At 76.0% G+C, this 19603-nt stretch carries 18 protein-coding genes; 10 read left to right on the top strand and 8 right to left on the bottom strand.

Translation table 11 applies throughout. The annotated features are described in order from the left end of the window. Positions 1-164: 164 nt before the first annotated feature. From EDJALFJO_RS22340 to EDJALFJO_RS22325, 4 genes are read left to right on the top strand one after another with little or no spacing between them, the layout of a single operon-like run. Positions 165-554, top strand: coding sequence for a TOBE domain-containing protein (locus EDJALFJO_RS22340; protein ID WP_088288566.1), 390 nt, complete (start codon positions 165-167; stop codon positions 552-554). Between the two features lie 40 nt (positions 555-594). Then, on the top strand, positions 595-1389 hold the full coding sequence (gene modA, locus EDJALFJO_RS22335) for a molybdate ABC transporter substrate-binding protein (protein WP_088288520.1): 795 nt from the start codon (positions 595-597) through the stop codon (positions 1387-1389). 52 nt (positions 1390-1441) lie between these two features. After that, complete coding sequence (locus EDJALFJO_RS22330; RefSeq protein WP_369812570.1) at positions 1442-2275, top strand: ABC transporter permease; 834 nt, start codon at positions 1442-1444, stop codon at positions 2273-2275. Further along, positions 2272-3426: an ABC transporter ATP-binding protein gene (locus EDJALFJO_RS22325; RefSeq protein WP_088288565.1), complete on the top strand. Its 1155-nt coding sequence runs from the start codon at positions 2272-2274 to the stop codon at positions 3424-3426. Before EDJALFJO_RS22330 ends, EDJALFJO_RS22325 begins: the two co-directional genes overlap by 4 nt. 31 nt (positions 3427-3457) lie before the next feature. On the opposite strand, the gene EDJALFJO_RS22320 is transcribed toward EDJALFJO_RS22325, so the two are convergent. Next, the gene (locus EDJALFJO_RS22320) at positions 3458-4339 is read right to left on the bottom strand and encodes a transglutaminase domain-containing protein (protein WP_088288519.1); all 882 of its coding nucleotides are present in this window, start codon (positions 4337-4339) and stop codon (positions 3458-3460) included. Positions 4340-4540: 201 nt separating this feature from the next. Then, on the bottom strand, positions 4541-5425 hold the full coding sequence (locus tag EDJALFJO_RS22315) for an NAD(P)-dependent oxidoreductase (RefSeq protein ID WP_088288518.1): 885 nt from the start codon (positions 5423-5425) through the stop codon (positions 4541-4543). Positions 5426-5606: 181 nt separating this feature from the next. On the opposite strand from EDJALFJO_RS22315, the gene EDJALFJO_RS22310 reads away from it, so the two are divergent. The 6 genes from EDJALFJO_RS22310 to EDJALFJO_RS22285 all read left to right on the top strand — a co-directional run bounded on the left by EDJALFJO_RS22310 (position 5607) and on the right by EDJALFJO_RS22285 (position 11533). Next, entirely contained in the window at positions 5607-6443 is an 837-nt protein-coding gene (locus EDJALFJO_RS22310; RefSeq protein WP_088288517.1) for an alpha/beta fold hydrolase, read from the top strand. A gap of 152 nt (positions 6444-6595) precedes the next feature. Then, on the top strand, positions 6596-7480 hold the full coding sequence (locus EDJALFJO_RS22305) for a S1C family serine protease (protein ID WP_088288516.1): 885 nt from the start codon (positions 6596-6598) through the stop codon (positions 7478-7480). A 33-nt stretch (positions 7481-7513) separates the two neighbouring features. Further along, positions 7514-8563 (top strand): MoxR family ATPase, encoded by a 1050-nt coding sequence (locus EDJALFJO_RS22300; protein WP_088288515.1) that lies wholly within the window; start codon positions 7514-7516, stop codon positions 8561-8563. Beyond that, positions 8542-9462, top strand: coding sequence for a DUF58 domain-containing protein (locus EDJALFJO_RS22295; protein ID WP_198950545.1), 921 nt, complete (start codon positions 8542-8544; stop codon positions 9460-9462). The genes EDJALFJO_RS22300 and EDJALFJO_RS22295 overlap by 22 nt, the downstream gene beginning before the upstream one ends. Next, positions 9459-10448 carry a VWA domain-containing protein gene (locus EDJALFJO_RS22290; protein WP_088288514.1) on the top strand — a complete coding sequence of 330 codons (990 nt, stop codon included), beginning with the start codon at positions 9459-9461 and terminating at the stop codon, positions 10446-10448. The genes EDJALFJO_RS22295 and EDJALFJO_RS22290 overlap by 4 nt, the downstream gene beginning before the upstream one ends. A gap of 2 nt (positions 10449-10450) precedes the next feature. Then, positions 10451-11533 carry a VWA domain-containing protein gene (locus EDJALFJO_RS22285; protein ID WP_088288513.1) on the top strand — a complete coding sequence of 361 codons (1083 nt, stop codon included), beginning with the start codon at positions 10451-10453 and terminating at the stop codon, positions 11531-11533. 14 nt (positions 11534-11547) lie between these two features. On the opposite strand, the gene EDJALFJO_RS22280 is transcribed toward EDJALFJO_RS22285, so the two are convergent. The 6 genes from EDJALFJO_RS22280 to EDJALFJO_RS22255 form a co-directional block, all read right to left on the bottom strand. Then, positions 11548-11916 (bottom strand): iron chaperone, encoded by a 369-nt coding sequence (locus EDJALFJO_RS22280; RefSeq protein WP_088288512.1) that lies wholly within the window; start codon positions 11914-11916, stop codon positions 11548-11550. Between the two features lie 30 nt (positions 11917-11946). Beyond that, on the bottom strand, positions 11947-12432 hold the full coding sequence (locus EDJALFJO_RS22275) for a VOC family protein (RefSeq protein WP_088288511.1): 486 nt from the start codon (positions 12430-12432) through the stop codon (positions 11947-11949). Positions 12433-12528: 96 nt separating this feature from the next. Next, complete coding sequence (locus EDJALFJO_RS22270) at positions 12529-13536, bottom strand: DNA polymerase domain-containing protein (RefSeq protein ID WP_088288510.1); 1008 nt, start codon at positions 13534-13536, stop codon at positions 12529-12531. A gap of 111 nt (positions 13537-13647) precedes the next feature. After that, positions 13648-14583, bottom strand: coding sequence for a hypothetical protein (locus EDJALFJO_RS22265; protein WP_088288509.1), 936 nt, complete (start codon positions 14581-14583; stop codon positions 13648-13650). Positions 14584-14658: 75 nt separating this feature from the next. After that, a complete protein-coding gene (locus EDJALFJO_RS22260) occupies positions 14659-17646 on the bottom strand; it encodes a hypothetical protein (protein ID WP_088288508.1) in 2988 nt (995 codons plus the stop codon). After that, positions 17643-19550 carry an HSP90 family protein gene (locus EDJALFJO_RS22255; RefSeq protein WP_088288507.1) on the bottom strand — a complete coding sequence of 636 codons (1908 nt, stop codon included), beginning with the start codon at positions 19548-19550 and terminating at the stop codon, positions 17643-17645. The genes EDJALFJO_RS22260 and EDJALFJO_RS22255 overlap by 4 nt, the downstream gene beginning before the upstream one ends. Between the last annotated feature and the right edge of the window lie 53 nt (positions 19551-19603).

Raw genomic sequence — 19603 nt, 5'->3', positions numbered from 1 at the left:
GGCAGCGGACGGCGCCGGGCGACAGTCCCCGGGTGAGGAGCCGACGGGGAACTTCGGAACCGCAGAATCGGGTCAGGAAAGAACCAGTACCCGCATCCGCGGTGACTGACTGGTCAGAGGTCCGCAGATGCGGATACAGTCGAGGCGTGACGACGACCTTCCGCATGCGTCAGGCCGCCGAGCTCCTCGGGGTCAGCGACGACACGGTCCGCCGCTGGGCCGACTCCGGGCGCCTGGAGACCACGGTGGACGACGCGGGCCGCCGGGTCGTCGCCGGCGCGGCGCTCGCCCGGTTCGCCGAGGAGGTCGCGGCGGCGTCCGCCACCGAGCCGCGGCCGACCGTGGCGCAGTCGGCGCGCAACCACTTCCGCGGCCTGGTGACGAAGGTCGTCAGGGACACGGTGATGGCCCAGGTCGAGCTCCAGGCCGGCCCGTTCCGCGTCGTCAGCCTCATGAGCCGCGAGGCCGCGGACGAGCTCGGGCTCGAGCCCGGCGTCCTCGCCGTCGCCAGCGTGAAGTCCACGAACGTCGTCGTCGAGATCCCCGCCGACTGACCGCCCCGCACCTCCCGTCCCCGGCCCGCCAGGAGCATCCGTGCGCCGTCGTCCTGCCCTCGTCCTGCCCCTCGTCACCGTCGGCGCACTGCTCCTCGCCGCTTGCGGCGGCCCGTCGTCCGGTGGTGACTCGTCGCCCGCCGGGGCGTCGCCCGGCGGGTTGTCCGGCGAGATCACCGTGCTCGCCGCCGCGTCGCTCACCGGCTCGTTCCAGACGCTGGGCAAGCAGTTCCAGGAGGCGAACCCCGGCACGACGGTCACCTTCAGCTTCGGGGCGTCGTCCGCGCTCGTCACCCAGATCGCGCAGGGCGCGCCGGCCGACGTGTTCGCCTCCGCGTCGCAGAAGAACATGGACGCCGTCGTGGCGGCCGGGGCGGCGACGACCGCGACGCCGTTCGCCGAGAACGCCATGCAGATCGCGGTGCCGCCGAAGAACCCCGGCAACGTCACCCGGCTCTCCGACCTCGCGAGGCCCGGCGTCAAGGTGGCCCTGTGCCAGGCCGAGGTGCCGTGCGGAGCGACGGCGGCGAAGGTCTTCGCGACTGCGAAGCTCACCGTGAAGCCGGTCACCGAGGAGGCCGACGTCAAGGCCACCCTCGCGAAGGTCAGCCTCGGGGAGGTCGACGCCGGCGTCGTCTACGTCACCGACGTCCTCGCCGCCGGGGACTCCGTCACGGGCATCGAGATCCCGGCCGACGTCAACGCCTCGACGACGTACCCGATCGCGCCGCTCACGACGAGCAAGAACACCGCCGTGGCCCAGGCGTTCGTCGACTACGTGCTGTCGGCCGAGGGCCAGAAGGTGCTCACTGCGGCGGGCTTCCAGGCTCCGTGAGGCCTGCGCCTCTAGGGTCGTGCCCGTGACGGCGGACGGCGACCACGCACCCGTGCACGGCCGGTCGCCGTCGGCCGTCCGGGCCGTCACCGACGCCGGACGGCGCACCCCCTGGCCGCTCGGCGTGCCGGCGGCGGTGGCGGTGGCGTTCCTCCTCCTGCCGCTCGTCGGGATGTTCGTGCTCGCCCCGTGGCGGGACCTGCCGCGGATCCTCGCGGAGACCCAGGCGGTCGAGGCGCTGCGGCTCTCGCTCGTCACCGCCTCGGTGACGACGGTCATCTCGGTCGTCGTCGGCGTCCCGCTCGCGTGGGTGCTGGCCCGCTCCCGGGCGCGCGCGATCCGGCTGCTCCGGGCGCTCGTCACGCTGCCGCTCGTGCTGCCGCCCGTGGTCGGCGGCGTCGCGCTGCTGCTCGCCTACGGCCGCAACGGGATCGCCGGCCGCTGGCTCTACGACTGGACCGGCTACCAGATCCCTTTCACGACGGCGGCCGTCGTCGTCGCGCAGACGTTCGTCGCGATGCCCTTCCTCGTGGTGACCGTCGAGGGGGCGCTGCGCTCCGCCGACGCCGGGCTCGAGGAGGCCGCGGCGACCCTCGGCGCGCGGCCCGTGACGACGTTCCGCCGGGTCACGCTGCCGCTCGTCGCGCCGAGCCTCGCCGCCGGCGCGGTGCTCTGCTGGGCCCGGGCCCTCGGCGAGTTCGGGGCGACGATCACCTTCGCCGGCAACCTGCCCGGCGTGACCCAGGCGATGCCGAGCGCGGTCTACCGCGCCTTCGAGACCGACCCGCAGGCCGCCGTCGCACTGAGCCTGGTGCTGCTCACGGTGTCGGTCGCGGTGCTCGTGCTGCTGCGCGACCGGTGGCTGCGACCGGGGGCCGGGCTGTGACGGCACGGTCGGACGACCACCCTGCGTACGGCGCCCCGCCGGCCGGCGGGGCGCTGCGGGCCGACGTCGGGGTCGTCCGGGGAGGGTTCGACCTCGAGGTGCGGGCCGACGTGCGGGCCGGCGAGATCCTCGCCGTCCTGGGCCCGAACGGTGCCGGCAAGTCGACGCTGCTGCGGGCTCTGGCCGGGTTGCTCCCGGTCTCCCGGGGGCGGGTCGCGGTCGGCGACCAGACGTGGGACGACGCCGACCGCGGCACGTTCGTGCCCGCGGTGGACCGCCGCGTCGGCCTCGTCTTCCAGGACTACCGGCTGTTCCCGCACCTCACGGTGCTCGACAACGTCGCGTTCTCCCGGCACGTGCGGGGCGGACGGCGGCCCGACGCCCGCGCGCACGCCCGGGAGGTGCTGGGGCGGCTCGGGATCGAGGAGCTCGCCGGGCGCCGGCCGGGGCAGCTGTCGGGCGGCCAGGCGCAACGGGTCGCGCTCGCCCGGGCCCTGGCGTCCGACCCGCAGCTTCTCCTGCTCGACGAGCCGCTCGCCGCCCTCGACGCCCGGACCCGGCTGGAGATCCGCACCGAGCTGCGCGCGTACCTCGCGACCTTCGGCGGCCCGACCCTCGTCGTCACGCACGACCCGCTCGAGGCGATGGTGCTCGCCGACCGGATCCTCGTGCTCGAGGGCGGCCGCGCCGTCCAGGAGGGCGTGCCCGCGGCCGTCGCGCGCCGTCCGGCGACCGAGTACGTCGCCCGGCTCGTCGGCCTCAACCTCTACCGCGGCGCGATGACCGACCGCTCGACGGGACGGGTCGACCTCGACGACGGCGGCCGGCTCTTCGCCGCCGGTCACGACCCGGGCGAGGGCGGCCATGTGGTCCCGCTGCCCGCCACCCGGATGCTCGTCGCGCTCGCGCCCACGGCGATCTCGCTCTACACGCACTCCCCGGACGCCGGGTCGGCCCGCAACGTGTGGACCGGCACCGTCGCGGGCCTCGAGCTGCTCACCGACCGGGTGCGGGTCGCCGTCGACGGCACGCCCGACGCGATCGTGGACATCACGCCCGCCGCGCTCGCCGACCTCGAGCTGCGGACCGGTCAGCAGGTCTGGCTGACCGCCAAGGCGACCGAGGTGACGGCCTACCCGGCACCGGGGTGAGCCCGACCGGGCCGGGTTCCGCCCGGCCCGGTCACCGCTGCAGGTGCTCCGGCACACGCAGCTCGTCGCGCGCGTAGAGGTCGGCGACGAACGCGGGGTCGTCGGCACCGCAGACGGCGGCGACCGCGTCGACGAGCGCGTCGTGGTCGGGGCCGGTCCGCCCGGCGTACGCGTCGGTCATCCGGCCCCACTCGTCCCAGGGCAGCACCTCGACCTTGTTGAGCGCTGCGAGGTCGCGGATCGCGTTGCCCTTGATCTCCGCCGGCCCCCAGGCGTCCGAGGTGCCTGCCACCCCGAACCGGGACGCGTCGACCGCCCCGCGCCGGAACGCCACCCACGCCTCGCCGCCGGTGAGGAACTCCCCGGCCACCGCCGCCCCGTCGCTCGTGCTCACCTCCGGTACCGGAACCGCGCCGTCGGAGGCCCCGGAGCGGTACCCGGCGCGAGCATCGGCCGGGGGCGGGAGCTCGGGGTCGACCCGGCGCCAGCGGCCGGACGGCGCCGTCCGGTACTCCACGACCCAGTGGTCGACGCCCCGGCCGGGCTCGAAGTACGTCGCGAACCCGCACCGGGCCCGGGCCGCGACGCCGTGGTGCCGCAGCAGCGCCACGGTGATCACCGCGACGTGCCGGCAGGTGCCGACGACGCGGCGCGCCGGCGGGCGGGCGACGGTGAGCGGTGCGGGGTCGAGCGCCAGCACCGCGCGCAGGAGGTCCGCGGCGGGCCTGACCTGGTGCGTCGTCGACCGGCCGGGCGGCAGGCCGAGCGCCTGCGCGCCGGGCGGCGGGACGACGAGCCCGCGGGCGACCCCGCACAGCACGAGCGGCTCCGCGGGTGGCGGCAGGACGGCGTCCGGCAGCCCGGTGAGGTCGGTGAGGGGGCCGGGGAGGGCGTAGTCGATGACAGCGGGCATGGCGGCCTCGGGGCGTCGGGAGGTCGTCCGACGGGGCCCGCGGCGGACCCGGCGAAGCGAGCGGGACGTTCTGCTGGTGCGGGGAAGCGGTGGGCGGCGCACGGCTCCGCACAGTCGTGCGCCGTTCCCACCGGGTCCGACCGTACGACAGAAGACGCCCGGTTGTCGAACGCGTGTTCGAATTCTGGTGGTGCCGCGCCGTCACCCCGCGGGCGGCACCTGCACCTGGTCACGCCACGGGTGCTGCGGCACGAAGCCCAGCTCGGCGCGGGCCCGGGCGCTCGTCATGAGCGACGCGTTGCCCTCGACGGGCGTCTTGTGCGGCGTCCCCGGGAAGACCTGCTCGACGAGGTCGGCGCTCGGGGTCGTCATGACCGAGTCCTCGTTGGCGATGACGTAGGCCCGGGCCCCGGTGACGTCGGACTCCAGCGCGAGCCGGCACGCGAGCGCGGCGTCGCGGACGTCGATGTAGCTCCAGAGGTTGAACACGCGTGAGGCCGGGTCGCTCCAGTAGGTCGGGAACGCGGCGTACTCCTCGGGGAGGATGACGTTGGAGAACCGCAGCGCGAGGAAGGGGATCCCGCTCCAGGCCGCGACGTGCTCGGCCGTCGTCTCGGCGACGACCTTGGACAGCGAGTAGGTCGTCGCGGGGTGCGGGTAGTGGTCCTCGTCGAGCGGCACGTAGCGCGGCGCCCGGCCGCCGTCGCCGAAGTTCAGGCCGAGCGTCGTCTCGCTCGAGGCCCAGACGACCTTGGTGAGGCGCAGCTGCGCGGCGGCGAGGAACACGTTGGTGTTCATGAGGTTGTTCCGGTTGAGGGTGCGTGCGGGCGGGATCAGGCCCGGCGCCGGGATGTTCGCGACGTGGACGACGGCGTCGCAACCGCCGAGCGCGTCGACGGTGTCGCCGAAGTCCTCGAGGTCGGCCCGCAGGTAGGTGAAGTCGTCCCGCGACCACACCGCGGGCAGCGTCGGCGGGTGCGCGACGGTGTCGACCGCGACCACCCGGTACCCGTGCTCCAGCAGCTCGTGGACGGCGTACCGCCCGACCTTCCCGGCGGCTCCGGTGACGCAGACGGTCGTGCTCACGGTGACGGCTCCTTCGGCGACGTCGCCCGCGGCCGGGTGCTGCGGGGCGTCGTCCGCGATGCTGCCACGGGGGTCCGTGCCCGGCCGGGCCAGGTCACCTGGCGGGCCCGGAACATCCGCCTAGCGTCGATCGCACGCGCCCGTACGCGCGCGCACCAGCGCCGAACGGAAGGAAGTCCCCATGCCCCGCCTCACCGTCCCCGACGCCGTCGGGAGCACCCCTGTCGAGCTGCACTACGAGGACGTCGGCACCGGCCGGCCGGTCGTGCTCGTCCACGGCTGGCCGCTGTCCGGCAGGTCCTGGGAGGCCCAGGTCGGGCCGCTCGTGGACGCCGGCCACCGGGTGGTGACCTACGACCGCCGCGGGTTCGGGGAGTCCTCCCGGCCGTGGACCGGGTACGACTACGACACCTTCGCCGCCGACCTCGACGCGCTCCTCGAGGGGCTCGACCTGCGTGACGTCACGCTCGTCGGCTTCTCCATGGGCGGCGGCGAGGTGGCCCGCTACCTGGGCACCTTCGGCTCCGCCCGGGTCCGCAGCGCCGTCCTCGCGGGTGCCGTGACGCCGTACCTCGCGAAGACCGACGACAACCCCGACGGCGGCCTCGACGAGGCGACGATCGGCCAGTTCCTCGACGGCGTCGCGACCGACCGGCTCGCGTTCCTCGACGGCTTCGTCAAGAACTTCTACGCCGCCGGCGGCACGCAGACCGTGAGCGACGCCGTCGTCCGGTTCGCCTGGCAGGTCGCCTCGACGGCGTCCCCGAAGGGCACCGCCGACTGCATCACCGCCTTCGCCCGCACCGACTTCCGCGCCGACCTCGCGCGGGTCGACGTCCCGGTGCTCGTGCTCCACGGCGACCAGGACGCCATCGTGCCGTTCGAGGTCAGCGGCCGGCGGGTCGCCGAGCACGTCAAGGACGTGGAGGCCGTCGTCGTGAGCGGCGGGCCGCACGGGTTCAACGCCTCGCACCCGCGGGAGTTCAACGCGGCCCTGCTCGCCTTCCTGGGGCGGTGAACGGCGTGCCGTGCCCGCCGCCGTCCCGCCGGCCGCCGCGCGGTCGGCAGCGTGACCTGCAGCGCGCGTCACTTCGCCGTCCCAAGCCGTTCCCAGCGAATTCGAAGGTCACGGGAGTGTCACAAACCCTGACGGCGACTTACGCTCGCTGAATGGCGCGGGCAGTGCTCCCACTGGTCGCCGCCGACGACCCGGCCGACGCCGCACCCGCCGAAGGGGCCGCGACGGGCCGCGTCCGGCGGCGGCTGCGCCCCGCCCTTCTCCTCGTCGTCCTCGTCGTCCTCGTCGTCCTCGTCGTCGTCGCCGCGCTCGCGTGGTGGCTGCTGCGCGACCCCGGCCCGGCACCGCTGTCCCGGGCGGACGTCGCCCGGACCGTCGCCGAGGGGCTCGCGGCGGCCCAGGCCGAGCAGCGCGCCGCCCCGCCGGACGCCGCCGTCGTCTACGGCACGATCGTCCCCTCGCTCGTCACCGTGACGACCGGCCGCGGCGCGGGCGACCCGGGCGGGCAGGACGACGGGTCGCTCGGCACCGGCACGGTCGTCAACGCCGATGGCTCGGTGCTCACCGCGCTGCACGTCGTCTCGGGAGGCGGCCCGATCACGGTCCGGTTCGCCGACGGCACGCGGGCGACCGCGACGGTCGCGGAGAAGGACCCGTCCAAGGACATCGCCGTCCTGGCCGTCGACCGGTTGCCCGAGGTCGTCGTCCCGGCGGTGCTCGGCGGCGGGGTCCAGGTCGGGGACGCCGTCTACCCGGTCGGCAACCCGTTCGGCCTGGAGCGCACGCTCACGGCGGGCGTCGTCTCGGCCACCGGCCGGACGGTCCGCAGCCAGGCGGGGACCGTCGAGGACCTCATCCAGTTCGACGCGGCCGTCAACCCAGGGAGCAGCGGCGGCCCGCTCGTCAACCGGGACGGCCAGGTGGTCGGTGTCGTCACCGCCCTGGCCAACCCCGGCAAGCAGTCGTTCTTCGTCGGGATCGGTTTCGCCGTCCCCATCGCGAACGCCGGCGGTGCCGCCGGCGGCCCGGCGATCTGACCCGTCGTGGAGCACCCCGAGGAACGGAGCCCGATGACCGCCACCCCGCAGCAGCCGGCCCCCCAGCCGGCGGGCACGCACCCGCTCGAGCAGGCGCTGTACCAGGTCAAGAAGACGATCGTCGGCCAGGACCAGCTCCTCGAGCGGATGTTCGTCTGCCTGCTCGCCCGCGGCCACCTGCTCGTCGAGGGCGTCCCGGGGCTCGCGAAGACGATGGCGATCAAGACCCTGGCCGAGGCCATGGGCGGGGTGTTCCAGCGGATCCAGTTCACCCCCGACCTCGTGCCCGCCGACGTCGTCGGCACCCGGGTCTACAACCAGAAGGACGCCGAGTTCCAGACCTGGCTCGGCCCGGTGTTCGCCAACCTGCTCCTCGCCGACGAGATCAACCGGGCCCCGGCCAAGGTGCAGAGCGCGCTGCTCGAGGTCATGCAGGAGCGGCAGGTGACGATCGGTCGCGAGACCCACGCCGCGCCCGACCCGTTCCTCGTCATGGCCACGCAGAACCCCATCGAGTCCGAAGGCACGTACCCGCTGCCCGAGGCGCAGGTCGACCGCTTCATGCTCAAGGTGCTCGTCGGCTACCCGACGCCGGCCGAGGAGTTCGTCGTCGTCGAGCGGATGACGGGCGCGCGCGAGCGCACCGCGCGGGTGCTCGACCTCGACCAGCTGCGGGACTACCAGCGCGCCGCGGACGCCGTGTACGTCGACCCCGGCGTCATCGAGTACGCCGTCCGGCTCGCCACCGCGACCCGCGAGCCGGCCTCCGTCGGCCTGCCGGACCTCGCCCGCTACGTCTCGTTCGGGGCCAGCCCGCGGGCGCCGATCAACCTCGTCCTCGCCGCGAAGGCGCTGGCGTTCCTGCGCGGGCGCGACTACGTGCTGCCGGCCGACGCCCGCGACCTGGCGCGCGACGTGCTGCGGCACCGGCTCGTCCTGTCGTACGAGGCGCTCGCGGACGGCGTCTCGCCCGACGACCTGCTCACCCCGGTCCTCGACGCCGTGCCGCTGCCCGAGATCCCGATGCGGGACCGGGCCGGCGCCGGCGGGGGAGACCGGTCGTGGCCGGCGCAGGGGCGCTGACCCCGGCGGCGCTCACCCCCGAGCGTCTGCTGCGGCGGCTGGAGTGGCGGGTCGTCCGCCGGCTCGACGGCCGGCTCCAGGGCGACTACCGCACGCTCTTCCGCGGTTCGGGCGTCGACGTGACGGACCTGCGCGAGTACGAGCCCGGCGACGACCTGCGGCACATCGACTGGAACGTCACGGCCCGGATGGACGAGCCGTACGTCCGCGAGTACGTCGAGGACCGGGACGTCACCGCCTGGCTGCTGCTCGACCGGTCGCCGTCCATGGGCTTCGGGCCGGTCGACCGCCGCAAGCACCTCGTCGTCGCCGAGGTCGCCGCGACCGTCGCCCGGATCCTGGCCCGGGGCGGCAACCGGGTGGGCGCGGTGCTCTTCGACGCCGAGGTCGAGCGGGTCGTCCCGCCGGGGCACGGCCGCACCCAGGTGCTGCGGATCCTCGAGCACCTGCTCCGCGAGCCGCAGCCGGCGGACGGCGCCCGCCGGCCGACCGACCTCGCCGTCCCGCTGCGCGCGGCGCTGGGCTTGGTCCGCCGCCGCTCCCTCGTCGTCCTCGTCTCGGACTTCATCGGCGAGCCCGGCTGGGAGCGCCCGCTCGGGATGCTCGCGCGCCGGCACGACGTCGTCGCGGTCCAGGTCGTCGACCCGCGCGAGTTCGAGCTGCCGTCCGCGGGGACGATGTGGGTCGAGGACGCCGAGACGGGCGAGCAGATCCTCGTCGACACCGACGACCCGGGCTTCCGGGAGCGGCTGCGCGCGGCCGCGCAGGAGCGGCAGGCGACCCTGTCCGCCGGGGTGCGCACCGCCGGCACCGACCTGCACGTCGTCGGCACCGACGAGGACCTCGTCCGCGCGCTCGCGCGGATCGCCGAGCTGCGCCGGCGCAGGGCCGTCCGATGACCTTCGCCTGGCCGTGGATGCTCGTGGGGCTGCTCGCCGTCCCGCTGCTCGTCGGCGGCTACCGGCGGCTGCTGCGCAGCCGGGACGAGCGCCGCGAACGCCTTGCCGCGCAAGGGATCGTCGCGCCCGCGGCCGCGCGGGGCCGCCGTCGCCGGCACGTCGCACCCGCGCTGCTGCTCGCCGCGCTCACACTGCTCCTCGTTGCGCTCGCCCGGCCGCAGGCGACGGTCGCGTCACCCCGTCGGGAGGGCACCGTCGTCCTCGCCTTCGACACCTCGAGCAGCATGGCCGCCACCGACGTCGCCCCGACCCGGATGGAGGCCGCGAAGGCCGCGGCCCGCACGTTCGTCCGCCGGCAGCCGGCGCAGGTCCGGATCGGCGTCGTCGCCTTCGGCGAGGGCGGCCTCGTCGTCCAGCAGCCGACGACCGACCGGGCGCAGGTGCTCGCCGCCGTCGACCGGCTGTCGCCGCAGGGCGGCACATCGATCGGCCGCGGGATCCAGACCTCGCTGTCCGCGATCGCCGGCCGGGTCGTCGAGGTCGACGAGAGCGGGGGCGGCGGGGTCGAGGCGTCCGGCGGGGACATCGGCTACTACGGGTCGGCCGCGGTCGTCATGCTCTCGGACGGCGAGAACACGTCCGGCCCGGACCCGCTCGAGGTCGCGGCGATCGCCTCGACGGCCGGGGTCAAGGTCTACCCGGTCGGCCTCGGCAGCGCCGCCGGCACGGTGCTGCAGGTCGACGGGTTCCAGCTCGCGACGAAGCTCGACGAGCCGCTCCTGCGCGAGGTGGCCCGCACGACGGACGGCACCTACTACGCGGCGGCGGACGGAGCCGCGCTCGAGCAGGTCTACCGGAGCATCGACCTCGCCTGGACGGTCCGCACGGAGAAGATCGAGGTCACCGCGCTGCTCGCCGGGATCGCCGCCCTGCTGCTCCTCGTCGGTGCCGGGCTGTCCTTCGTCTGGTTCGGGCGGGTGGTGTGACGATGGGCTTCGCCTGGCCGTTCGTGCTCCCGGTGCTCCTCGTCGTCCCGCTGCTGCTCGCGGGGTACGTGTGGGCGCTGCGCCGGCGCAAGCGGGTCGCCGTCGTGCACCCGCACGTCGCGCTCATCCGGGCCGCGGCGCCGCGGCGCGCCGGCTGGAAGCGGCACGCGCCCTTCGGGCTGCTCCTCGCGGCGCTCGCGTGCCTGCTCGCGGCCGGTGCCCGGCCGCAGGTCTCGGCGCAGGTCCCGGTCTCGGCGTCCTCGGTGATCCTCGCGCTCGACGTCTCCGGCTCGATGTGCGCGACCGACGTCGACCCGAACCGGCTCACCGCGGCGCAGGCCGCCGTCCGCGAGTTCGTCGAGAACCAGGACGACAGGACCCGGATCGGCCTCGTCGTCTTCTCCGGCTCCGCTCAGCTCGCCGTCCCGCCGACGACCGAGCGCGACCAGCTCGTCGCGACGATCGACTCCCTGACGACCGGGCGCGGGACGACGATCGGCGCCGCGATCCTCAAGTCCGTCGACGCGATCGCGGCGATCGATCCGGACGTCGCGCCGTCCGACGTCGAGCTGCCCGAGGCCGCGTCGGGCGGCCCCGGTGGCCCCGGCGGCCGGTACGCCCCGGAGATCGTCGTGCTCCTCACCGACGGCGCGAACACGCGCGGGGTCCCGCCGGAGGAGGCCGCACAGGTGGCGGCGGCCCGCGGCGTGCGGGTCTACCCGATCGGCTTCGGGACGACGGACCCGACCAGCCTGGTCTGCTCGGCCGCGCAGCTCGGCGGCAGCGGCTTCGACAACTTCGGGCCCGGGCTCGGCGGTGGCGGCGGCGCGGCGAGCGACCCGCGCCGGCGCGGCTTCCTCGTGGTCGACGAGCCGACGCTGCGCGAGGTCGCCGAGACGACCGGCGGCCGGTACTTCGCCGCGACCGGCGCCGAGCAGCTCCAGGACGTGCTCGCCGACCTGCCCCGGCAGGTCGAGGTCGTGCAGCGCGACATCGAGGTGACCGTCGTGCTCGCCGGGCTGGCCGGGCTCTTCGTGCTCCTCGGCGTCGGCGCCGCCGCGCGCTGGACGACGTTCCCGGGCTGACCGGGCCGGGCCGGCTAGCCCGGGCGGCCGCCGCGCTGCACCGCGAGGGCCCCGGCCACCCGCTCGACGAGGTCGTACGGCACGGGCTGCGCGAGCGGGAACTTCAGCGTGCCCCGGGCGCCGGCGTACGGCGTGAGCGCCTCGGCGAGGTCGGGGTCGCCCGCGGCGTCCGGCACCGGGTAGATGCTCACGTGCTTCTTCCACCCCGCGAAGTGCAGGAAGACCTTGTCCCCCCACGTCATCCCCGCGATGTCGTAGCTGATCCGCTCGCCCGCGTCGGGGACGACGACGAGCACCCGACGGCGGATCTCCTCGAGGACGGCGCGGACGTCGTCCGGGAAGGAGGCGAGGTACTCCTCGACACTGGCGTGCTTCGTGGCCACGGCGGCTCCTGCCTCTCGGGGTCTCTGCCGTCAGGACGCCGGGCCGGCGGCGGCGAGGACGTCGGCCACGATGATCTTCTTCATCCCCATGACGGCCTGGAAGCCGCGCTGCCAGCGCTCGTGGTCGCCGCTCGCGGAGATCTCCATCCAGGCCGTCGGCACGACCTGCCACGACAGGCCGAACCGGTCCGTGACCCAGCCGCAGACGCTCGCCTGGCCGCCGTCCGCCGCGAGCCCCTCCCAGTAGTGGTCGATCTCGGCCTGGTCGGCGCACAAGATCTGGAAGGAGACGGCCTCGGTGAAGGGGAACTGCGGGCCGCCGTTGAACATCGTGTACCTCCGGCCGTCGAGCGTGATGTCGACCGTGAGGACGCTGCCTTCCGGGAGCCCGCTCGCGTTGTTGGGGCCGTAGCGGGTCACCGCCCCGATCGACGAGTTCGGGAAGAGCGAGGTGTAGAACTCGGCGGCCTGCTCCGCATCGGTGTCGAACCACAGGCAGGGGATCGTCTCGGGCATGGACGTCATCCTCTCGCGTCGGCTCCTGTAGGACCGGCTCGCCGCCGCGAAGTCATCGGCGTGGAGCGGCCGCTCGGGAACCGGACGGGCGGTCGGTCAGGGCTCCCCGGCCTCGCGCCGGGCCTTCGCGCGGCGCTTGCCCTCGTGCATCGCCGCGACCCGGGCGACCGGGATCGTCCGGCCCTCCTCGACGAGGCCGGGGTCGAGGGTCTGCGGGGCGGGGAGCAGGTCGCGCCAGGGGTCGGCGTCCGGGCCTGCCGCGGCGAGCAGGCCTGGCACCGTGCGGACCGTCGCGTCGCGCGGGTCGGCGTCGAGCAGGTCGGCCCAGGGCAGCGGGAACGAGACCGTCGTCCCGGGCCGCACCCGCGGGCTCCACGTCGCGACGATGGTGGCGCCGCCGGAGCGGGTCGCGTCGAGGAAGACCTTCCCGCCGCGGTCGGCCTTGATGTACGCCGTCGTGGCGAGCGCCGGGTCGAGGCGTTCGGCGCGGGCGGCGACGGCCCGGGTCGCGGCCATGACGTCCTCGCCGCGGGCCGTGCCGTCGAGCGGGACGACGACGTGCACGCCCTTGGCACCGCTCGTCTTCACGGCCGACGCCATGCCCGCCGCGTCGAGCACCTCGCGCACGAGCAGCGCGGCGCGGGCCGCCGTCCGGAACGCGTGCAGGACGGCACCGGCCCCGTCGTCCGCGGCGTCCGGCTCCGGCGGGTCGAGGTCGAGCACGAGCGACGTCGGCGCGTCCCAGGCATCACCGCGGAACAGCTGCGGGTGGTACTCGACGGCTCGCTGGTTCGCCAGCCACAGCAGCGTCCGGCGGTCGTCGCACACCGGGTAGCGGACCTGCCGCTGCGACGACTGCGCCCAGGCCGGCACCGTCGGCAGCCAGTCCGGCGCGTACCTCGGGACGTTCTTCTGCATGAAGGGGGCCTGGCCGCGCAGCACCCGGACGACGGACAGCGCCCGCCCGGCGAGCACCGGCAGGATCCGGCCGCTCATGGCGTCGAGGTAGTCGACGAGGTCGCGCTTGGTCGCGTCCGCACCGTCGAAGAGCGGGGTGTCGAGGTTGCTCAGCGACACGCCCTCGCGGGTCTCGGCAGGTGGCACGCACCGAGTCTCGCCCACCTGACCCGTCCTCTGGCGGGTGAAGCACCCCAAAACGCAGTCTTGACGTCGTTGTCCCGCCAGAGGACGGGTTCGCGGGGTGGGTGACTGCCGTCAGACTGCCGCCCCGTCGGGGTGTCGCAGCAGGGCCACGACCGGGACCACGCCGACGACGGCCATCACGGCGAACAGGTACGCCCCGGCCATGGTCGCGACGTCCGACGCCGGGTCGGCGCGCGAGCCCATCCACTGGTCGACGCCCACCCCGACGGCCTCGGCGAGGTAGTAGACGACGAGCGCCGAGCCGAGCACGTAGCCCCAGGCCCGCCGCTGCCACAGCCAGACCGCGACGACGAGCGCGAGCGGGAGCCAGAAGGCGAGGTCCTGGACGTGGGTGGGGAACGTCGTCAGCCCGGTGCCCCGCAGGAAGGCGGCGTCCGCGGGGTCGCCGAGCGCCGGGACGACCATCCGCAGCCACACGAGGGTGTTCGCCGTGGCGACGAAGCCGACCCACGCACCGACGGCCCGGTACGGGGCACGGTCGCGGGGCGGGGCGAGCGTCGTCGGGTCGAGCCCGGCGAGCAGGGCCACGAGCGCGCCGATCCCGAGCGCGAGCATCGCCTCGTAGAGCAGGAAGAGCGCGTTGAACGGCGTCCCGAGGACGAGCATCACGCCGTTGTAGACCACGTACGCCGCCGTCCCCACCCAGGCGAGGAAGGCCCGCCGCGCCCAGACCGGCCCGGCCCGGCGGACGGCGGTCATGAGGCCGACCAGCGCCGGGACGCCGAGCACCAGGAGCACGAGGGCCGTGCCCCGCGCCGAGCCGCGCATGACGGCCGGGCCGAGCAGGACGCCGTCCACGAAGAACGTCGGGAGGCAGGCCGCCGTCGTCACCGCGGCGAGCGCGCCGGTGAGGACGAAGGCCGCGGGCCGGACGACGGGTCGCGCCAGGGCAGCGCGGGCGGGCGGTGCGCTGCGGGACGGCGGTGCGGCGGGCGACGTCCGGACGCTCGGTGCGGCCGGGCCGGGGTGGAGCAGGTGGCGGGTCATGAGGTCCTCCGGAAGCGATGCCTCCAGCCTGCTGCGCCCCAGGGCGTGACGTCCCCGGGCTTTGGGCCTGCCCGCTCACTCCCCGCTGTAGCGGGACCAGACCTCGTCGGCGGCCTCCGGGTCGCCCGACTCGTCGAGCACCCGGGCGACCGTGCCGCCGACCGCCCGGGCGTGCTCGCCGCGGCCCTGCGCGAGCGCCTGGTCCGCGACCGCGCGGCCGAGCGCCTCGGCGGCGTCCGTGCGCCCGCCCTGGTGCAGCGCCTGGACGTGCAGGCAGGTCACCCGCACCGCGTTGTCGTCGTCCCCCACGTCGCCGTACGCCTGCGCGACCCCGGTGAGCGCCGCGAGCGCGGCGTCCGCCCGGTCGGCGCGCAGGAGCAGCGCGGTCTCCAGGTGGCCGATCGCGGCGAGGTGCCACGTGCGGGCGCGCTCCTCCTCGGCGGGCACGTCGGCAGCGGTGACGTCGGCGCGCAGGCCCGCGAGCAGCGCGAGCGCCGCGTCGGGGCCGTCGGCGTCGTCGACGGCGTCCGCGTGGCGGCGCCGCAGGTCGGCGGCGAACCAGCGGTCGTCCGCGCCGGCGGCCACCTCGACGGCCTCGGCCAGCAGCCGGACCCGTTCCGGGACGTCGTCGGTGCAGCCCGCCGCGAGGTCGAGCGCCTCGGCCCGGGCGAGCGACTGCGGGTGCAGGGCGTGCAGGGCCGCGCTCGTCACGGCGAGCCGGGCGGCCGCCGCGCCCTCGTCGAGGGTGCGCAGCGCGAGGGCGCCGACGAAGGCGGCCCGCCCGGCGTCGAAAGCCTCCTGCGGGTCGTCGCCGGTCGGCGGCCGTTCGGCGAGGAGCCGCTCGACGCTCTCGGCGAGGTCCGCGGCGTCGAGGGTCCGGCCGGCCCGGCCGAGGGCGACGACGAGGTCGGCGTGCACGCCCCAGGCGGCGGCGGTGGGCGGCAGCGCGGCCAGCGCGCGCTCGAGCCGGTCCGCGGCCTCGCCGGGGCGGTCGAGGTCGAGCAGGAGCCCGCCGGCCCGGGCCGCGCAGGACGCCGCGAGCGCGGCGTTGCCGCCCGTGCGGGCGTCCGCCGCGGCGGCGTCGAGCGCGTCGGCGGCCTCCTCGACCCGGTCGAGGGCCGCGAGCCGGAACGCGGAGGCGTCGAGGACGACGGCCCGCTCGTAGGCCCGGGTACCGGCCGGCAGGACGGCGAGCGCCCGGTCGAGCAGGGTGAGCGCGTCCTCGTGGCCGGCCCGCTGGGTCGTCACGAGCAGTGCGAGCGCGTACCGGCCCCGCTGCGCCCCGTCGAGGCCCGCGGGGTCGATGACGGCGAAGGCCTCGGCCGCGGCGGCGGCCGCGCGCAGGCCGCCGTCGTGGGCGGAGCGGGCCACCGCGGGGTCGGCGACCGTCTGGCCGAGGCGGACGGCGAGCAGCGCCAGCTCCGCGGTCGCCTGGGCCGCTGCGGCGGCGTCCCCCGTGGCCGCGACGGCGTCCGCGAGCCGGGTGCCCTCGGCGAGGTCGGCCTCCACGGAGGCGGGCCCGGCGTCGGCGCGGGCGAGCGCCTCGATCCCGTGCGCCTGCAGGGCGACGAGCAGCCCCTCCGCCTCCTGGCCGGCGGCCCGCAGCGCCGCCCCGACCGCGTCGAGCCGGGCGCGCAGCGCCGGCTCGGGCCGGCCGCCGTCCGGGACGGCGGTCAGCTCGTGGCGGACGGCGGCCACGTCGAGCCGTGCGACGTCCGCGGCCCGCGCGTCGAGCAGGTCGGGGGCCTCGGCGGCGACCCGCGACCGCAGTGCCGACCAGCCGGCGACGAGGCGGTCCCAGCCGTCGGCGGCACCGGTGGCGGACACCTCGTCGCGCAGCCGCAGGAGGTCGTCGAGGGCCTGCGCGGGCGGCAGCGCCCCGACCGCGGCGTCGGCGACGCCGGTCGTCGCGGCCGCCGCCGCGCCACGGTCCAGCCGCGGCCGGCGGGTGCGCGGCCAGGCCGGCACGTCGGGGAGGTCGGCGGCCGCCAGGCGCGCGGCGACCCGCTGCGAGACGGCCGTCGTCCCGTTGCGGTCGTCGAAGGCGGCGGCGAGGCCGAGCGCGGTCTCCCGCAGGTCCGCGGCCACCTCGGCCGCGGGCCGGGGCGTCGAGAACCTGCTGCCGGGCCGGGTCGCGGCGACCGGCTCGTCGGCGTGGCCGGCCGTCACGAGGCCGTCGAGCAGCCGGGCCCCGGCGGCGGCGAGCATCATCCGCGACCACGGGACCGTCGAGGTCTCCACCTGGTGCAGGACGTCCTCGAGGAGGTCGAGGCCGCGGCCGTGGCGGCCGACGAGGGCGCACGCGTGCACCTGGGCCGCGAGGTCGGCCTGCGGGCCGTTGCGGCGGTGCAGCCGCGTCGCGCGGGCGTGCTCCTGCGCGGCCCGGGCGACCTCGCCGGTCGCCAGCAGCGAGCCGAGGACGGCGTCGATCATCCGCTGCGGCTGCTCCTCGCAGCCGCCGTCGGTGAGCACCGGCGCCGCGGCCGCGACGGCGTCCTCGTGCCGGCCCAGCGCTGCGAGTCGCTCGACCCGGGTCGACGGCTCGCAGGCGCGGCAGTCCGACAGCCCGGTCCGCGGCAGGGTGACCCAGGCCTCGAAGGCCTCGGCCGTGCGCGGGTCCGCCTCGCCGTAGCGGTGCGAGGCCTGGACGTACCGCGAGCCCTCGTACGGTGCGAGGCCCTCGCCGGCGCGCTCGTAGCGGTCCCGCATGTCGGCGAGGGTCGCCTCGGCCTGCGCGAACGGCACCTGCGGGTAGTTGAGCACCTCGCCGGTGACCCACTTGAAGTACCAGAGGAGGGAGTGCCGGTCGACGGGCTCGAAGGCCGCGGGGTCCTCGTCCCAGCGGGCCAGGTTCCACGCGAACGCCGCGAAGATCTTCTGCGGCTCCGCGGCCGGACCGTAGAAGTACGAGGGGATGAGGACGTGCCGGGCGCCCACGCCGAGGGCGACGTCGCCCGCCGCGTCGGCCTCGGCGACGAGCCGCTCGGCGAGCAGAATCCGCTCCCGCCCGTACGGCATCTCGTCGCAGGCCTCGATGCGGTCGGCGAGATCGGTCGTCGTCACAGCTGGTCGCCCTCCTCGGCGGTGCCCGTCGCGAGCTCGAGCAGCCCGACGAAGGAGCGGTTCATGACGGCCTGGTCCGCCGGGCGCAGGGGGCGCTGGCCGAGCAGGAGGGCCTGGCACCACAGGGCTTCTGCCGTGAGCGCGAGCACCCGCGGGGGCATCGGCGTCGCGAGCCGGCGGACCACGGGGTGCTCGTGGTTGAGCAGCAGCCGGATCTCGCTGCGGCCGCCGTCGTCGAGGGCGGCGAGCAGCCCGGCCCAGGCGTCGTCCGCGTCGTCCGCCGCGGCCCGGGCGGTGCGCCGGTGCGCGCTCTCGCGGTCGTCGAGGACGAGCGCGGGCAGGCTCGACGGGGTGAACGAGCGCACCTCGACGTCGACGTCGAGACGGCCGAGCGTCTCCCGGGCGACCTCGAGGAACGCCGCGTAGCCGGCGAGGACGTCGTCGTCGAGCAGGTCGACGTGGGCGTCGAGGTCGCCGGGCACCACCTGCATCGCCCGCACGTCCGGGTCGAGCAGGGGCAGCCGCTCCATGAGCTCGCCCTGGAACGAGTACCCGGCGTTGACGACCCCGAGGCCCTGGGCGCTCGCGACGGGCAGGACCTGGCGGAACTCGTCGGTCGTCGCGGTCCAGCGGACGACGTCGAACCGGCGCACGGCGTCGCCGAGGGTCGTCGTGCCGACCGACGTCTCGACGGTCATGAGCGGGGCGTAGGCCCGGTAGAGGTCGTCGTCGTGGACGGCGAGCGCCCGCATCCCGGACTCGTGCAGCGCGAGCACCTCGCCGAACCGCTGCGGGGCGACGTCGGCGGTGCGCAGCAGCCAGCGGCGCAGGTGCTCGCCGAGCGCCGTCCGGACCTCGGCGAGCAGGTCGTCGTCGTAGAGCGACTCCCGGGACGCCGTGAGCCGCAGGCCGTCCGCGTCGACGAGCGCCCGGGCGAAGAACGCCCACCCGGGCAGCAGGCCCTCGACGCCCGTGCCGACGAGCATCCCCTTGGCGTACACGTGGTGCGACTGCCGGGACGACGGCGCCGTCGGCCGCCCGAGGATCGCCACGACGCCGCGCAGGCCCGCGGTCCGGACGGTCACGGGCAGGACGGCGAGCACCGGCACCCCGAGCAGGTCGGCGGCCTCCTCGCGCATCTGCGCGGCGGAGCGGGCGTCGCCGTCCCACGGCCGCACGTCACGGGTGACCCGCTCGGTGCGCCCGCCGGGGCGGGCGACGGACACCTCGACGGGGAGCATCTGGGCGAACCGCCGGGCCAGCCGCTCGACCTCGCCCGCAGCCGTGGTGTCTCGGCTGTCGCGGCGCGGCAGCAGCCGGACCCAGGTGCCGGCGTCGGTCGGCAGGTCGGGGGCGCCGGCGGCCGCGACGAGTCCGGCCAGCGCCGCCCGCTCCCGGGCCACGGCGGCCGCGTCGAGCACGGTCACGGTGTACCCGCCGTCGCTGCGGCCGACCCAGCGGGTCGTCGGGCCGCCGCCCGCGGGTGTCGTGACGAGCTCGATCCCGTCCGCCACGAGGAAGCACGACAGCAGGCCGATGCCGAACTGCCCGAGCAGGTCCGCGCGGGCCAGGCCGAGCTCGTCCCGCTTGGACGACGACCCGATCGTCGCGAGGAACCGCTCGACGTCGTCCGGGGACAGGCCGCAGCCCGTGTCGACGCAGTGCAGCCGGCCGTCGGCGGCGACGTCGGAGGGCACGACGAGCACCCGGCCCGGCGCGGCGGGGTCGGCGGCGCGGCGGGCCGTCACGGCGTCGACGGCGTTCTGGACGAGCTCGCGGAGGTACACCTGTGGGCTCGAGTAGAGGTGGTGGCTCAGGAGGTCGACGACGCCGCGCAGGTCGACGCGGAACGCGCGGTCGACCGGCTCGTCGGCGGGCACGCCCCCGCCCACCCCCTGGGTCATCTCGGCCACGACCAGATCATGACGGCTCCGCGGCAGCACGGAGCGCCATACCC

This window comes from Kineosporia sp. A_224, assembly GCF_002198655.1.
In the GTDB taxonomy this organism is placed as follows: Bacteria; Actinomycetota; Actinomycetes; order Actinomycetales; family Kineosporiaceae; genus R-H-3.
The sequence above is the reverse complement of the archived record's forward strand: the minus strand, read 5'-3'. Positions and strand labels throughout refer to the sequence as shown.

What these genes read in the sequence shown, in the direction of transcription:
- EDJALFJO_RS22340 (WP_088288566.1), top strand. Translation starts at nt 165, where the DNA reads ATGCGTCAGGCCGCCGAGCTCCTCGGGGTCAGCGACGACACGGTCCGC.
- EDJALFJO_RS22320 (WP_088288519.1), bottom strand. Translation starts at nt 4,339, where the DNA reads ATGCCCGCTGTCATCGACTACGCCCTCCCCGGCCCCCTCACCGACCTC.
- EDJALFJO_RS22310 (WP_088288517.1), top strand. Translation starts at nt 5,607, where the DNA reads ATGCCCCGCCTCACCGTCCCCGACGCCGTCGGGAGCACCCCTGTCGAG.
- EDJALFJO_RS22305 (WP_088288516.1), top strand. Translation starts at nt 6,596, where the DNA reads ATGGCGCGGGCAGTGCTCCCACTGGTCGCCGCCGACGACCCGGCCGAC.
- EDJALFJO_RS22300 (WP_088288515.1), top strand. Translation starts at nt 7,514, where the DNA reads ATGACCGCCACCCCGCAGCAGCCGGCCCCCCAGCCGGCGGGCACGCAC.
- EDJALFJO_RS22290 (WP_088288514.1), top strand. Translation starts at nt 9,459, where the DNA reads ATGACCTTCGCCTGGCCGTGGATGCTCGTGGGGCTGCTCGCCGTCCCG.
- EDJALFJO_RS22285 (WP_088288513.1), top strand. Translation starts at nt 10,451, where the DNA reads ATGGGCTTCGCCTGGCCGTTCGTGCTCCCGGTGCTCCTCGTCGTCCCG.
- EDJALFJO_RS22275 (WP_088288511.1), bottom strand. Translation starts at nt 12,432, where the DNA reads ATGCCCGAGACGATCCCCTGCCTGTGGTTCGACACCGATGCGGAGCAG.
- EDJALFJO_RS22265 (WP_088288509.1), bottom strand. Translation starts at nt 14,583, where the DNA reads ATGACCCGCCACCTGCTCCACCCCGGCCCGGCCGCACCGAGCGTCCGG.
- EDJALFJO_RS22255 (WP_088288507.1), bottom strand. Translation starts at nt 19,550, where the DNA reads ATGACCCAGGGGGTGGGCGGGGGCGTGCCCGCCGACGAGCCGGTCGAC.